Genomic DNA, 13,809 nt, shown 5'->3' with positions numbered 1-13,809 from the left:
CGGCTCTCATTCGTTCATGGTTCGTGGGTAGATCTGGCCTGCCTTGAGCAGGGCGATGACGGTGTCGCGCTTGTGCTCCAGGTGGGCGACAAGCACCTGGCGCAGCGCGGCGGCATCGCGCGCCTGCAGCGCCTCCAGCATGCGTTCGTGCTCCTGGACGGCGCGCTTCCACTTGGCCGCGTCCTGGTTGGTGCGAAAGCGCAGCGACTGCACGCGGGCGTTGATGCGGCCATAGGTCTCGGCCAGCACGGGGTTGGCGGCGGCGCGGTTGATGGCCGAGTGGATCAGCGCATTGAGCCGGTAGTAGCCGGACAGGTCCTGGCGCGCATGGCTGGCCAGCATCTCGAAGTGCAGGGCCCGCACCTCGGCCAGTTGCTGCTCGCTGATGCGCTGCGCGGCCAGCTCGCCCGACATGCCCTCCAGCCCCGCCAGCACCTCGAAGGTCTGCAGCACATCGGCCTCGCCCAGGCGCACGGCCACGGCGCCGCGGTTGGGCACCAGGTCCACCAGCCCTTCGGAGGCCAGCAGCTTGATGGCCTCGCGCAGCGGCGTGCGCGAGACGCGCAGCTGCTCGCACAGCGCGCGCTCGTTGAGCTTGGCGCCGGGCGGTATGCGCCCCTCCACCAGCCAGGTGCGCAGCCGCGCCGCCACCTGGTCATGCAGGGCAAGCCGCGAAATCTCGATGATCTCCGCCATGGATTCTCCTGGTCGAATGAATTTTGCATTCATTTTTACGCAAGCATTTCTTAAGGCATTCATAGTTATCACCAAGGCATTTATTAATTTTGAATGCAAAAATTCGCAAACACCCTCCCCCACAGACCGACCTGGCATTTCCTTGAAAGGGACGCACCATGCTCACGCTCGACAACCATCCCACGGGCCGCCACTTCCTCCAGATCCCCGGCCCCAGCCCGGTTCCCGACCGCATCCTGCGGGCCATGAGCCTGCCCACCATCGACCACCGGGGGCCGGAGTTCGGCCAGCTCGGCCTGAAGGTGCTGGCCGGCATCCAGCAGGTCTTCAAGACCCGGCATCCGGTGGTGATCTATCCGGCTTCCGGCACGGGCGCCTGGGAGGCGGCCCTGATCAACACGCTCAGCCCTGGCGACCATGTGCTGATGTTCGAGACCGGCCACTTCGCCTCGCTGTGGCAGAAGATGGCCACGCGCCTGGGCCTGTCCACCGAGTTCCTGTCCTATGGCGGCTCCGACGAGCACCTGCCCCAGGCGCCGGGCTGGCGCCATGGCGTGCAGGCCGGCCTGATCGAGGCGCGGCTGCGCAAGGACACGGAGCGCCGGATCCGCGCCGTGTGCGTGGTGCACAACGAGACCTCCACGGGCGTGACCTCGGACATCGCCGCCGTGCGCCGGGCCATCGACGCGGCGGGCCACCCGGCCCTGCTGCTGGTGGACACCATCTCGGGCCTGGCCAGCGCCGACTACCGCCATGACGAATGGGGCGTGGATGTGACCATCAGCGGCTCGCAAAAGGGCCTGATGCTGCCGCCCGGCATCAGCTTCAACGCGCTGTCGCCACGCGCGCTGGAGGCCGCCAAAAGCGCGAAGCTGCCCAAGTCGTTCTGGGCCTGGGACGAGATCGTGGAGATGAACCAGACCGGCTACTGGCCCTACACGCCCAACACCAACCTGCTGTACGCCCTGTCCGAATCGCTGGACATGCTGCTGGCCGAAGGGCTGGATACGGTGTTTGCGCGCCACCAGCGCTGGGCGGCCGGCGTGCGTGCCGCCGTGCAGGCCTGGGGCCTGCCCATCCAGTGCGCCGATCCGCAGGTCTACTCGCCCGTGCTCACCGGCGTGATCACGCCCGAAGGCGTGGATGCCGATGCCCTGCGCCGCCTGATCCACACGCGCTTCGACCTGTCGCTGGGCGCGGGCCTGGGCAAGCTCAAGGGCCGCATGTTCCGCATGGGCCACCTGGGCGACAGCAACGACCTGACGCTGCTGGCCATGGTGGCGGGCGTGGAGATGGGCCTGAAGCTGTCCGGCATCCGTCTGGCCGGCAGCGGCGTGCAGGCGGCCATGGATTACTTCGCGGCCCACGCCGCAGCCGGGGCGCTGCGCAAGGCCGCCTGAACCCATCGGCCGCGCGCCGAAAACCCTTGGCAGAGCCGGAGCACATGGCTCGCCCCCTTGATCGTGGATTGCACCAATACCAGGAAATAACAGGAGACAAGAGACATGACATCGCCCCGCAACCGCCTGGCGGCAACTGCCGTCGCCACCCTCGCCGCCACCGCCGCCATCACCCTCGCCGCCCCTGCCGCCTGGGCGCAATGGAAGCCCGCCAAGTCCGTCGAACTCGTCGTGCCGTTCTCGGCCGGTGGCGCCTCGGACCAGATGGCGCGCGTGATCCAGGCCATCGTCACCAAGCACAAGCTGATCGAGCAGCCCGTGGTCATCCTCAACAAGGCCGGTGCCTCCGGCGCCGAGGGCATTCTGGATGTCAAGGCCTCGGCGCGCGACCCGCACAAGCTGCTGGTGGCCTCCACGGCCATCTTCACCCTGCCCATGGCCACGGCCCTGCCCTTCCAGTGGCGCGACCTGAATCCCGTGGCCATGATTGCCCAGGACCAGTTCGTGCTCTGGGTCAATGCCGAGACCGGCTACCAGACGCCCGCCGACTACCTGGCCGCCGCGCGGCAGGCCGGCGGCAAGTTCAAGATGGGCGGCACCAGTTCCAAGCGCGAGGACCAGATCATCACCGCCAACATGGAACAGGCCGCCGGCGTGAAGTTCACCTACATCCCCTACAAGGGCGGCGGCGAGGCCAGCACCCAGCTGGTGGGCAAGCACATCGACTCCAACGTCAACAACCCCAGCGAGTCCATGGCGCAGTGGCGCGCGGGCCAGGTGCGGGCGCTGTGCGTGTTCGACACGCAGCGCATCGAGTACACGGCCAAGGTCACGGGCAGCCAGGCGCTGTCGGACATCCCCACCTGCAGGGAGCAGGGCCTGGATGTGCAGTACACCATGCTGCGCGGCTTCTTCCTGCCGCCCGGCACCACGCCCGAGCAGGCGCAGTTCTATGCGGGCGTGATGCACAAGGTGGTGGCCACGCCCGAGTGGAAGGAGTACCTGGAGAAAAACGCGCTCAAGCCCGAGTACATGACGGGGCAGGCCTTCGTGGACTTCCTGGCCAAGGACGAGACGCGCCACCTCGACATCATGAAGAAGGCCGGTTTCCTGTCGGCCAGCGTGGCCGCCGCCGCAGCCAAGTGAGGAGCCGCGCCATGGACACCGCCATCCACCTTGCCCCGCCCTCCTCCAATGCAGCGGCAGCGGCAGCAGCAGCCCCGGCCCAGCCCTCCAGCGCGGCCACCGAATCCATCCCCGCCACCGAAGCCCAGGCCCCCGGCCTGTCCCGCCGCCATGTGGAGTACGGCGTGGCCGCCGTGCTGCTGGCGCTGGCCGTGCTCGTGGTCTGGGACAACCAGCGCATTGGCGCAGGCTGGAGCGACACCGGCCCGCAGGCCGGCTACTTCCCGCTGCGCGTGGGCGCCGTGCTGGGCATCTGCGCCATCGCCGTCTTCGTGCAGGCGCTGCGCAGCCGCAGCCAGGAGCAGTTCGCCAGCTGGCTGCAGCTCAGGCGCGTGGCCCAGGTGCTGCTGCCGCTGACGGCCTACATCGCCGTGATCGCGCCGCTGGGCATCTACGCGGCCTCGGTGCTGTTCATCACGGGCTTCATGGTGTTTGCGGGCCGCTATCCCTGGTGGAAGGCCGTGGCGCTGTCGGGCTTCACCAGCGTGCTGCTGTTCTACGTCTTCGAGATCCAGTTCAAGGTGCCCCTGCCCAAGGGTCCGCTTGAAGCCTGGCTCGGCTATTGACCCCTGTCGCCGCCACGGAGCAACACCATGGACGAACTCCAATACCTTGCGCACGGCTTCGCGGCCGTCACCACCTGGCAGAACACGGGGCTGATGCTCACGGGCATCCTGCTGGGCATCGTGGTCGGCGTGCTGCCGGGCCTGGGTGGCCCCAACGGCGTGGCCATCCTGCTGCCGCTGACCTTCGGCATGTCGCCCACCTCGGCCATCATCCTGCTGTCTTGCATCTACTGGGGGGCGCTGTTCGGCGGCGCCATCACCTCGGTGCTGTTCAACATCCCGGGCGAGGCCTGGTCGGTGGCCACCACCTTCGACGGCTATCCCATGGCCCAGCAGGGGCACGCGGGAGCGGCGCTGACCACGGCCTTCACGGGCTCGTTCATCGGCGCCATCTCGGGCGTGATGCTGATCACCTTCCTGGCGCCGGTCGTGGCCTCGTTCGCGCTGCAGTTCGGGCCGCCGGAGTTCTTTGCGGTCTTCTTCCTGACGTTCTGCTCCTTCATCGGCATGGGCAAGGAGCCCAAGGCCAAGATCGTGGCCGCCATGGCCGTGGGCCTGCTGCTGGCGGCCGTGGGCATGGACACCATCTCGGGCGACCTGCGCATGACCTTCGGCTCCACGGAGCTGCTGCGCGGCTTTGATTTCCTGGTGGTGGTGATCGGCCTGTTCGGCATCAGCGAGATCCTGATGACCATCGAGGAAGGTCTCGCCTTCAAGGGCAAGAAGGCCTCCATCGACCTCAAGGTGGTGTTCAGGACCTGGGCCCGGCTGCCGCGCTACTGGCTGACCATGCTGCGCTCGGCCCTGGTGGGCTGCTGGATGGGCGTGACGCCGGGCGGCGCCGTGGCGGCCAGCTTCATGGGCTACGGGCTGGCCAAGAAGTTCTCGCGCGACCCCGACAGCTTCGGCAAGGGCAACCCCGAAGGCGTGCTCGCCCCCGAGACCGCCGCCCACGCGGCCGGCACCTCGGCCCTGCTGCCCATGCTGGCCCTGGGCATTCCGGGTTCGGCCACGGCGGCCGTGCTGCTGGGCGGGCTGATGATCTGGGGCCTGCAGCCCGGCCCGCTGCTGTTCACCGAGCAAAAGGACTTCGTCTGGGGCCTGATCGCCAGCATGTACCTGGGCAACATCGCCGGCCTGGTCATCGTTATGGCCACCGTGCCGCTGTTCGCCGCCATCCTGCGCGTGCCGTTTTCCATCGTCGCGCCCATGATCCTCATGGTCTGCGCCATCGGCGCCTTCACCGTGCACGGCAATGCCACGGACATCTGGCTCATGCTGGTCTTCGGCGTGGTCGGCTACGTGTTCAAGAAGCTCGACTATCCGCTGGCGCCCATGGTGCTGGCCATCGTGCTGGGCGACCGCATGGAAGACGCATTCCGCCAGAGCATGCTCTCCAGCCAGGGCGAGCTGGGCATCTTCTGGCACAACGACCTGTCCGGCACCATCACCACGCTGGCCCTGCTGATGCTGGTGTGGCCGCTGCTGGGCAAGTTGCGGGCGATGGCGTTCGGGGCGAGGGCAAGGGCTGTGGCGGCCTGAGCCCTAATCCCTGTACCGCTTCTTGCGAAACGCCAGCCAGGCGGCGATGACGGTGAAGGCGACGACGATGGACACCACGATCCAGAAGCCGTGCTCGTGCTCGGCCAGCGGTATGCCGCCCACGTTCATGCCGAACAGGCCGGCCAGGATGTTGATGGGCAGGGCCAGCACGGTGACCACGGTCAGCACGAAGAGGCTGTTGCTGTTGTCCTCGTTCACGGCGGCGGCCACCTCTTCCTGCAGCAGCTTGATGCGGTCCTGCAGGGTCTGCATGTCGCGCAGCATGAGCGAGAACTCCTCGCTCGCTGCGGCCAGGCCGCGCCGGTCTTCCTCGCCCATCCAGCCGGGGGGCTGCTGCAGCAGGCGGAACAGCGCGGCGGGCTCGGGCGCCAGCAGGCGCTGAAGGCGCACCAGCAGGCGGCGCAGCCGGCCCAGGTGGGCGCGCGGATGGTGGTAGCGCTGGGCCAGGATGGCGTCCTCGATATCGTCCACGCGCGCCGTGGTCTCGCGCACCACCTTGACCAGCACATCGGCCTGGGTGCGCATCAGGTGCTCCAGCAGCTCGGCCGTGCTGGCGGGGCTGTCGCCGCGGCGCACGGCGTCGCGCAGGGCATCGACAGAGCGCAGCGGCTGGGTGCGCGCGGTGATGACCAGGCGCTCGTCCAGGCAGATCCACAGCGTGGCGATGTCGGCCGAATCGAAGTTGAACTCGAAGTTCACATCGTTGAGCACGGCGACCAGGCTGTCGTCGGCGCGCTCGATGCGCGTGGAGGTCAGGCCCTCGCGCAGGGCGGCATAGAACACGTCGGGCAGGCCCGCATGGCGCTGCAGCCAGCGCAGGGACTGGGTGTGGGTCAGGTTGAAGTGCAGCCACAGGAAATCGCGCCGGCCCGCATCGGACCGGGCTGCGGCATCGGCCAGCCACTGCGCGGCGGATGGCGCCGTCACGGCCTGCACGCACTGCCGTGTGTCACTGAAGAAGCGCCAGCCGCAGATCAGGCCTGCGTCTTCGTGGGCCTGTGCCAGGGGGGAGGCTGCATCGGTCATGGGGAGGAGGAAGCACCTGCGGAAGTGGCCCGCGCGGGCCGGGCAAGTGCGGGATTCTTGGCTGCGTCCATGACAGGGATGTGACAGCCGTCATCAGGGTGTCATGCACAGGCCCTTGCGTCCCCTCTCCGCCCCCTCACTGCCCTTTCTCCGCCTCCTCCCCTTGCCGCGACCCTGCATCAGCACATCACGACGTTCTCCAGCGAGAACGAGAAGGGGCGGGAATTCGCCCCCGAGCCGCCGCCGCGCATCACGATGTCGGCACGGGAGATGCCCAGCAGGGAGATTTCGGTGTTCATCTGGGAGACGATGGCCGAGTTCATGATCTGGCCCTGCTGGATGTGCGAGGCCACGCCGATCCAGATGCTGGGCTTGAATTCGAAGACGGCCTTTTGCCGGGGGGCAATCGCGGTCTTGACGGCCAGCAGCCTGCCGTCCTTGTAGCAGCTGGCGTTGATGGCGCCTTGGGGCAGCGCGTTGAGCACCTGCACTTCCTTGGAGCTGGCGCCGTAGCCTGCGGGCGCCAGGCGATCGCCGGCGGTGGACGGTGCCATCTGGAACTGCTGGCCGTACTGCGCCTCCAGCTGCGGCGTGCAGTTGCCATGGCTGTCGCTGGCGCCGACCTGCAGGCCCAGCGGAAAGGTGAACGGATGGTTGTCGCCCTGTCCGCAGTACTTGATGACGCGCCAGGCCACGGCAGGCGCATCGAGGTCGCTGGCGACGTTCTTCTGGAAGATGACGATCTGCGGGTGGTTCGCGTCGTTCGATTGGTTGAAGAAATTGAGTTGAACGCCCATGCATTCCTCCTGGTGGAACGAAAAGCGCTGCGGCATCCCCGGGCACTGCCTGCTGTCCCGCCACGCTTGCTGCGGGAGTCACTGTAGGGAACAACGGCCTTGCGGAGAATTACGCCCGATTACATCCCTGGGCTCACCCAGGCACGGCCCAGACCCGGTCCGCGCCCACGGCAAAGAGCTGGCGGCCTGGCTCGGGCGGCAGGCTGGCCATGCCGGTGAACAGGCCGAAGGCGGGCAGCAGGGTAAAGCCCGCGTGCACGGCAAAGCACGGCAGACGCAGGTTGTCGCGGCCGGTGCCGCGCAGCACGATGGCGGGATGGACATGGCCGGCCAGCACATGCCAGGGCCGGGCCTGCTGCGCCTGCAGGTCCTGGGTTGGCGGCGGGGGGTGATGGCAGGCGGCGAACGGCCCCAGGTGCCAGGGCTCGTCCACGATGGCAAAGCCCAGCGCGGGCGGCGGATCGCCTGCGTGGCTGTCATGGTTGCCGCGCACCAGCACCAGTTCCACGGCCGCATGGCGGCTGCGCCAGCGGGCCAGTGCAGCCAGTACGGCAGGATTGCGTGCCTCGGCCGCGTGCAGGAAGTCGCCCAGCACCACGAGCCGCCGCACGGGCAGGCCCAGAAGAAGGGCCGATAGCCGCTCCAGGTTGCCCTGCGTGGTGCCCGCCGGCACGGGAATGCCGCGCGCGCGGAAGGTGGCGGCCTTGCCCAGGTGCAGGTCGGCGATGAACAGCGTGCCCTGGGCGGGCCACCACAGCGCATGCTGGGCCAGCAGGTGCACGGGCTCGCCGGCCAGGAACATGCCCAGGCTGCCGGCCAGGGCGTCGGGGGAAACAGGACTTGGCAACGGTGCGTGGCCTTTCATCAGCGGTGCAATGGTTCTACAGCAGCGGCAAGGGCCGCGAGGGCTTGCGCACGCGGCGCGGGCGGCGGCTGGCGGCATCGGCCTCGGGGCCGTCGGTGGCCTGCAGCGAGAAATCCAGCGTGCGGCGCACGGCGGCCGTGTCCTCGTCCACGGCGGAGGGCTGGTCTGCCTTGGGCTTTTTCCGTGGACGCAGCGGCGGATCGGGCGGGATCAGGTCCTGCGTGCGCGGCTCGCTGGCTGCACCGCCGGCGTCTGCCGCCTCGTGCAGCTGGGCCAGCATGCGCGCGATGCGGTCGGCCAGGTGCTCGTTGGTGAGCTTTTCGCGAAAGCGCTCCACCATGAGCGGGAAGGCAAACGGGCTGGGACGGCGCAGCGCGCTCACCACCAGCGTCTGCGCCTGCATGCGGCGCAACGCGGCCAGCAGCTGGGCGACATCGAGTTCCTGGCTCAGCACTTCCTCGTCGGCCTGGCGCAGCAGCAGGTTGCTGTCGTCGTACTTGCGAAACACCTCGAAGAACAGCTGTGACGAGGCCTGCAGCTGGCGCGCACTGCGGCGCTCGCCCGGGTGGCTCTGGAAGATCAGGCCCGAGACGCGGGCGATCTCGCGGAAGCGCCGCCGCGCCATCTCGGTGGCGTTGAGGCTGGCCAGCACTTCGTGCAGCAGGGCATGGCGGGCGTGATGGGCGTCCTCACCCGCCAGGTGGGCATCGTCGGCGGCCTGGTCCCAGTGGCGGTCCGCATTGGCGGTGTTGCGCGTGGCGACCGCCTGGCTGGCGGACACGCGCCCGGGCACTGCCACGGCCTGGGCAGGCTCGGCGCGCAGCAGTTCGGGCAGCATGGCGGCCCAGTCACGCTCGGTGGCGCTCAGCAGCTCCAGCCCGTAATCGTTGACGGCGATGGAGAAGGTGCCCGTCTCGCCCTGGGCGGCGCGCCAGGCCAGCAGGCTGGCCAGCCCCGTATGGGCATGGCGGCCCGCAAACGGGTAGAGGAAGAGATGCCAGCCTTCGCGCGTGCGCAGGGTTTCGGCCAGCAGCGTGCCGGGCGTGGGCAGGGCCGACCAGCGCTGCTGCACCTCCAGCAGGGGGCGCACGCAGCGCAGCTCGGGCGAGTGGTAGTCGCCCGCTGCCGCCAGCGCCAACTGCTGCACCACGAAGTCGGCCAGCACGGTGGACAGCGGCATGCGCGCGCCGGCCCAGCGCGGCACGGTGGGCCGCGTTCTGGCGGCGCGGCGCACGTAGGCGGTCATGTCCTCGATGCGCACCAGCTCCAGCACCTGGCCCGCGAAGACAAAGGCATCGCCGGGCGACAGGCGCGACAGGAAGCTCTCCTCCATGCTGCCCAGCCGCGCGCCGTGCAGGATCTGCACGCTCATGCTGGCGTCGCTGACGATGGTGCCGATGTTGGCGCGGTGCCTGCGCGCCAGCCGCGCGTCGGGCATGCGCCAGATGCCCTGTTCATCGGGCCGCACGCGCTGGTAGTCGGGATAGGCGGCCAGCGAGGGGCCGCCGCGGTGCACGAAGTCCAGGCACCACTGCCAGACCGCAGGCGCCAGCCCGGCATAGGCGACGGTGCGGCGCACTTCGGCATACAGCTCATCGGGCACGAAGCCGCCGCCCAGGGCCACGGTGGCCAGGTGCTGCACCAGCACGTCGGCGGGCTGGCGGGGGCTGGCGCGCATTTCCACCTGCTGCGCGCGCACGGCAGCGCGGGCGGCGGCCGCTTCCACCAGCTCCAGGCTGTGCGTGGGCACCAGGGTGATGCGCGAGGGCCGGCCCGGCGCATGGCCCGAGCGGCCCGCGCGCTGCAGCAGCCGCGCGATGCCCTTGGCCGAGCCGATCTGCAGCACGCGCTCCACGGGCAGGAAGTCCACGCCCAGGTCCAGGCTGCTGGTGCAGACCACGGCCTTGAGCGTGCCGGCCTTGAGCCCGGCCTCCACCCATTCGCGCACACCCCGGTCCAGAGAGCCATGGTGGATGGCCAGCAGGCCGGCCCAGTCGGGCCGGGCCTCCAGCAGCGCCTTGTACCAAAGCTCGGCCTGCGAGCGCACATTCACAAAGACCAGGGTGGAGCCGGCCGTGGCCTCCAGTTCGCGCACCACGGCCGGCAGCATGGCCAGGCCCAGGTGGCCGGCCCAGGAAAAGCGCTCGGGCCGGTCGGGCAGCAGGGTGTCCACCACCAGGCGCTTGTCCACCTGGCCCTGGACCAGTACGCCGGGCCGCGGCTGGCCATGCTCGTCCAGGCCCAGCAGGGTCTGCATGGCCTCGTCCAGATTGCCCAGCGTGGCCGACATGCCCCAGACGCACAGCTGCGGGCTCCAGCCGCGCAACCGTGCCAGGGCCAGCTGCAGTTGCACGCCGCGCTTGTTGCCCAGCAGCTCATGCCATTCATCGGCCACCACCAGGCGCACGGAGCCCAGCAGCTCGCGCGCATCGGCGCGCGCCAGCAGCAGGGACAGGCTCTCGGGCGTGGTGACCAGCACGGTGGGCAGCTGGCGCGACTGCGCGCTGCGCTCGGCGCTTCCCGTATCGCCCGTGCGTGCGCCCACGGTCCAGCGCGCCAGCGCGGGATGGCCCTGGGCCAGCGCCTGCAGGGGCGTCTGCAGCGCCTTGAGCGTGTCGGCCGCCAGGGCGCGCATGGGCGTGATCCACAGCACGGTGAGCGGTGCGGAGGCCGGTTTTCGTTTTCCGGTGTGCGCCGGCATCGGGGTTTGCGGCGGGCCCGCAAGGGCCTGCAGCGCGCCCAGCCAGACCGCATAGGTCTTGCCCGCGCCCGTGGTGGCATGCAGCAGGCCGCTGTGGCCCTGGGCCAGCGCCTTCCACACGGCGCGCTGGAAGGCAAAGGGCTTCCAGCCCCGTGCGGCAAGCCAGGCGGTGGCGAGGGGATGGGGGGAACGGGTGGCCATGGCGCGGTGCGTCAAGGGTGGGTCACGGGTCGGAGTGCGGCAGCAGGGCCGCCAGCGTATCGATGGAGTCGGCCTCCTGCACAGGCTTGTCCTCGCGCCAACGCAGCATGCGCGGAAAGCGCACGGCGATGCCGCTCTTGTGGCGCGCGCTGCGTGCAATGCCCTCGAAGCCCAGCTCGAACACCAGGGTGGGCCGCACGCTGCGCACGGGACCGAAGCTCTCCACCGTGGTCTTGCGGATGATGGCGTCCACGCGCGCCATTTCGGCATCGGTCAGGCCCGAGTAGGCCTTGGCGAAGGGCACGAGGGCGCGGCCCTCGGTGCCGGGCGGCGCGTTCCAGACGGCAAAGGTGTAGTCGCTGTAGAGGCTGGCGCGACGGCCGTGGCCGCGCTGTGCGTAGATGAGCACGGCGTCCACGCTCAGCGGATCGATCTTCCACTTCCACCACACGCCGCCGTCCTTGGTGCGGCCCACGCCGTAGGCGGCGTCGCGGGCCTTGAGCATCATGCCCTCCACACCCAGGGAGCGGGCCTGCTCGCGCAGTTCGGCCAGGGCGGCCCAGCTGTCGCCTTGCAGCACGGGGCTGGCCAGCAGTGCCGGATGCGCCACGGCGGCCACCATCTGCTCCAGCCTTGCGCGCCGTTCGTGCTGGGGCAAGGCGCGCAGGTCCTGGCCGCCCTCCTCCAGCAGGTCATAGGCCAGCAGCACCACGGGCAGCTCGCGCAGCAGCTTGGGGCCCAGGGTCTTGCGGCCTATGCGCTTTTGCAGGTCGGCAAAGGGGCGCACATGGGCGGGCGCCTCGCCCTGCTGCTCGGCCCAGACGACGATCTCGCCGTCGATCACGGTGCCCGCAGGCAAGGCATCGCCCATGGCCTGCAGCTCGGGGAAGCGCTCGCTCACCAGTTCCTCGCCGCGCGACCAGATCCAGGTGCCCAGCGCGTCACCGCTGCCGCGCCGCACGATCTGGGCGCGTATGCCGTCCCATTTCCACTCCACCACCCATTCGGACGGCGGGCCGAGCACGGCGTCGAACTGCTCCAGCGGCAACTGCAGCGGATGGGCCAGGAAGAAGGGATAGGGGTGGCCACGGGCTTCGCCCGAATGCGCGTCATCGCCCTCTTCCTCGCCTGCCACCAGCCGCAGGTAGTCGGCCGCCCCGGGCCGCGCGCCGATGTGGGTGTAGCCCATGAGCCGCTGGGCGATGCGCTTGGCATCCACGCCGCTGACGGCCGCCAGCGCCTGCGTGACCTGCAGCCGCGACACGCCGACCCGGAAGGCGCCGGTGATCAGCTTGAAGTAGACCAGCCGCTCATCGGCCGCCAGCCGCGCCCATTGCATGCGCAGCGTGTCCGCCAGCGCCTCGGGCGCCATGCCGCGCAGCGGCAGCAGGTGGTCCGTGACCCAGGCGGCCAGGCCCAGGTCGTGCGCGTCACCGGGTGGCGGCAGCAGCAGCGCAATGGTTTCGGCCAGGTCGCCCACGGCCTCGTAGCTTTCGTCGAACAGCCATTCGGGCAGGCCGGCCGCCTCGCGCGCCAGCTCCTTCAAGACCTTGGTGGGCACCAGCTGGCGCGGCTTGCCGCCGGCCAGGAAGTAGACGGCCCAGGCCGCATCGGCAGGCGCGGCGGCGCGCAGATAGGCCTGCAGCGCGGCCTGCTTGTCACGGCTGGCGGTGCTGGCGTCCAGCGCGCGGTAGAGGGCGGCGAAGTCCTTCATGGGGCAGGAGCCTCATCCGGTGCAGCCTGGGCGGCGGCAGCCTCGTCCTCATCGCCGTATTCGGTCTGGAAGGCCTGGGCGTCCAGGCCCTGCTCGCGCAGCCAGCGCACCAGCACGGCCACGCTGCCGTGGGTGACGAAGACCCGCTCGGCGCCCGTGGCGCCAATGGCGTACTGCAGGCCAGGCCAGTCGGCATGGTCGGACATGACGAAGCCCCGGTCCACGCCACGGCGCCGGCGCGTGCCGCGCAGCTGCATCCAGCCGCTGGCAAAGGCATCGGCATGGCCGGGAAAGCGGCGCATCCACGGCGTGCCCTGCGCCGAGGGCGGCGCCAGCACCAGTGCGGTCTTGAGCAGTCGTGCATCCACGCCGGGGTCGGTCACGCGCAGCGTGGGCGGCAGGTCCACGCCCGCTGCGCGGTACACGGCATTGAGCGGCTCCACCGCGCCGTGCACGACGATGGGGCCGATGCTGCGGTCCACCCCGTGCAGGATGCGCTGGGCCTTGCCGAAGGCATAGCACAGCAGCACCGAGGGCCGGCCCTGGGCCGCGTTGGCCTGCCACCAGGCGTTGATGTCGGCCATGAGCTCCGGCTGGCGGGGCCAGCGGTAGATAGGCAGGCCGAAGGTGGATTCGGTGATGAAGGTGTCGCAGCGCACGGGCTCGAAGGGGGTGCAGGTGCCGTCGGCCTCGGTCTTGTAGTCGCCCGAGGCCACCCAGACCTGGCCGCCGTGCTCCAGCCGCACCTGGGCCGATCCGAGCACATGGCCGGCCGGGTGCAGGGAGATGTGCACGCCGTGGTGATCGATGGCTTCGCCATACGGCAGGGTCTGCAGCGTGATGTCCGCGCCCAGCCGTGCGCGCAGCACGCCTGCGCTGTCGTCATGGGCCAGGTAATGGGCGTGGCCGGCGCGCGCATGGTCGGAGTGGCCATGCGTGATCACGGCCCGCTCCACGGGCCGCCAGGGGTCGATGTAGAAGTCGCCGGCCGCGCAGTACAGGCCTTCGGGACGGGCCACGATCAGGTCGGCGGCCATGCGGGATCGGGGAAAGCAGTGCTCATGTCCCCATGCTAGTGGGGCAGTCGACGGGCGC

General features: G+C 69.8%; 11 protein-coding genes. 4 read left to right on the top strand and 7 right to left on the bottom strand.

The features are described from left to right. Nucleotides 1-6 precede the first annotated feature (6 nt). Nucleotides 7-696 (bottom strand): GntR family transcriptional regulator, encoded by a 690-nt coding sequence (locus ACN20X_RS14605; protein WP_012204897.1) that lies wholly within the window; start codon nucleotides 694-696, stop codon nucleotides 7-9. 158 nt (nucleotides 697-854) lie between these two features. On the opposite strand from ACN20X_RS14605, the gene ACN20X_RS14600 reads away from it, so the two are divergent. From ACN20X_RS14600 to ACN20X_RS14585, 4 genes are all read left to right on the top strand, one after another. Next, a complete protein-coding gene (locus tag ACN20X_RS14600; protein ID WP_154834623.1) occupies nucleotides 855-2,096 on the top strand; it encodes a pyridoxal-phosphate-dependent aminotransferase family protein in 1,242 nt (413 codons plus the stop codon). Nucleotides 2,097-2,201: 105 nt separating this feature from the next. After that, nucleotides 2,202-3,242, top strand: coding sequence for a Bug family tripartite tricarboxylate transporter substrate binding protein (locus ACN20X_RS14595; RefSeq protein WP_047474697.1), 1,041 nt, complete (start codon nucleotides 2,202-2,204; stop codon nucleotides 3,240-3,242). Between the two features lie 11 nt (nucleotides 3,243-3,253). Continuing rightward, nucleotides 3,254-3,847: a tripartite tricarboxylate transporter TctB family protein gene (locus ACN20X_RS14590; protein WP_133073033.1), complete on the top strand. Its 594-nt coding sequence runs from the start codon at nucleotides 3,254-3,256 to the stop codon at nucleotides 3,845-3,847. A 27-nt stretch (nucleotides 3,848-3,874) separates the two neighbouring features. Beyond that, nucleotides 3,875-5,389 carry a tripartite tricarboxylate transporter permease gene (locus ACN20X_RS14585; RefSeq protein ID WP_473210792.1) on the top strand — a complete coding sequence of 505 codons (1,515 nt, stop codon included), beginning with the start codon at nucleotides 3,875-3,877 and terminating at the stop codon, nucleotides 5,387-5,389. A 3-nt stretch (nucleotides 5,390-5,392) separates the two neighbouring features. Here ACN20X_RS14585 and ACN20X_RS14580 read toward each other — a convergent pair whose 3' ends face one another. From ACN20X_RS14580 to ACN20X_RS14555, 6 genes are all read right to left on the bottom strand, one after another. Beyond that, a complete protein-coding gene (locus tag ACN20X_RS14580; RefSeq protein WP_016448182.1) occupies nucleotides 5,393-6,436 on the bottom strand; it encodes a transporter in 1,044 nt (347 codons plus the stop codon). 179 nt (nucleotides 6,437-6,615) lie between these two features. Continuing rightward, nucleotides 6,616-7,233 (bottom strand): hypothetical protein, encoded by a 618-nt coding sequence (locus tag ACN20X_RS14575; protein WP_016448183.1) that lies wholly within the window; start codon nucleotides 7,231-7,233, stop codon nucleotides 6,616-6,618. A 133-nt stretch (nucleotides 7,234-7,366) separates the two neighbouring features. After that, entirely contained in the window at nucleotides 7,367-8,098 is a 732-nt protein-coding gene (gene pdeM, locus ACN20X_RS14570; RefSeq protein WP_267178630.1) for a ligase-associated DNA damage response endonuclease PdeM, read from the bottom strand. A gap of 16 nt (nucleotides 8,099-8,114) precedes the next feature. Further along, nucleotides 8,115-11,000 (bottom strand): ligase-associated DNA damage response DEXH box helicase, encoded by a 2,886-nt coding sequence (locus ACN20X_RS14565; protein WP_473210791.1) that lies wholly within the window; start codon nucleotides 10,998-11,000, stop codon nucleotides 8,115-8,117. Between the two features lie 22 nt (nucleotides 11,001-11,022). Further along, nucleotides 11,023-12,714, bottom strand: a complete 1,692-nt coding sequence (locus ACN20X_RS14560) for an ATP-dependent DNA ligase (RefSeq protein ID WP_473210790.1) — start codon at nucleotides 12,712-12,714, stop codon at nucleotides 11,023-11,025. Beyond that, nucleotides 12,711-13,751, bottom strand: coding sequence for a ligase-associated DNA damage response exonuclease (locus ACN20X_RS14555; protein WP_133073037.1), 1,041 nt, complete (start codon nucleotides 13,749-13,751; stop codon nucleotides 12,711-12,713). The genes ACN20X_RS14560 and ACN20X_RS14555 overlap by 4 nt, the downstream gene beginning before the upstream one ends. Between the last annotated feature and the right edge of the window lie 58 nt (nucleotides 13,752-13,809).

Source organism: Delftia sp. PX-1 (assembly GCF_055797465.1).
This window is presented reverse-complemented; position numbering and strand designations above follow the sequence as displayed.

Bases quoted from the DNA above. Each gene is read 5' to 3' on its own strand.
- ACN20X_RS14555 (WP_133073037.1), bottom strand. From the start codon at position 13,751: ATGGCCGCCGACCTGATCGTGGCCCGTCCCGAAGGCCTGTACTGCGCG.
- ACN20X_RS14580 (WP_016448182.1), bottom strand. From the start codon at position 6,436: ATGACCGATGCAGCCTCCCCCCTGGCACAGGCCCACGAAGACGCAGGC.
- ACN20X_RS14590 (WP_133073033.1), top strand. From the start codon at position 3,254: ATGGACACCGCCATCCACCTTGCCCCGCCCTCCTCCAATGCAGCGGCA.
- ACN20X_RS14605 (WP_012204897.1), bottom strand. From the start codon at position 696: ATGGCGGAGATCATCGAGATTTCGCGGCTTGCCCTGCATGACCAGGTG.
- ACN20X_RS14565 (WP_473210791.1), bottom strand. From the start codon at position 11,000: ATGGCCACCCGTTCCCCCCATCCCCTCGCCACCGCCTGGCTTGCCGCA.
- ACN20X_RS14595 (WP_047474697.1), top strand. From the start codon at position 2,202: ATGACATCGCCCCGCAACCGCCTGGCGGCAACTGCCGTCGCCACCCTC.
- ACN20X_RS14560 (WP_473210790.1), bottom strand. From the start codon at position 12,714: ATGAAGGACTTCGCCGCCCTCTACCGCGCGCTGGACGCCAGCACCGCC.
- ACN20X_RS14600 (WP_154834623.1), top strand. From the start codon at position 855: ATGCTCACGCTCGACAACCATCCCACGGGCCGCCACTTCCTCCAGATC.
- ACN20X_RS14585 (WP_473210792.1), top strand. From the start codon at position 3,875: ATGGACGAACTCCAATACCTTGCGCACGGCTTCGCGGCCGTCACCACC.
- pdeM (WP_267178630.1), bottom strand. From the start codon at position 8,098: ATGAAAGGCCACGCACCGTTGCCAAGTCCTGTTTCCCCCGACGCCCTG.
- ACN20X_RS14575 (WP_016448183.1), bottom strand. From the start codon at position 7,233: ATGGGCGTTCAACTCAATTTCTTCAACCAATCGAACGACGCGAACCAC.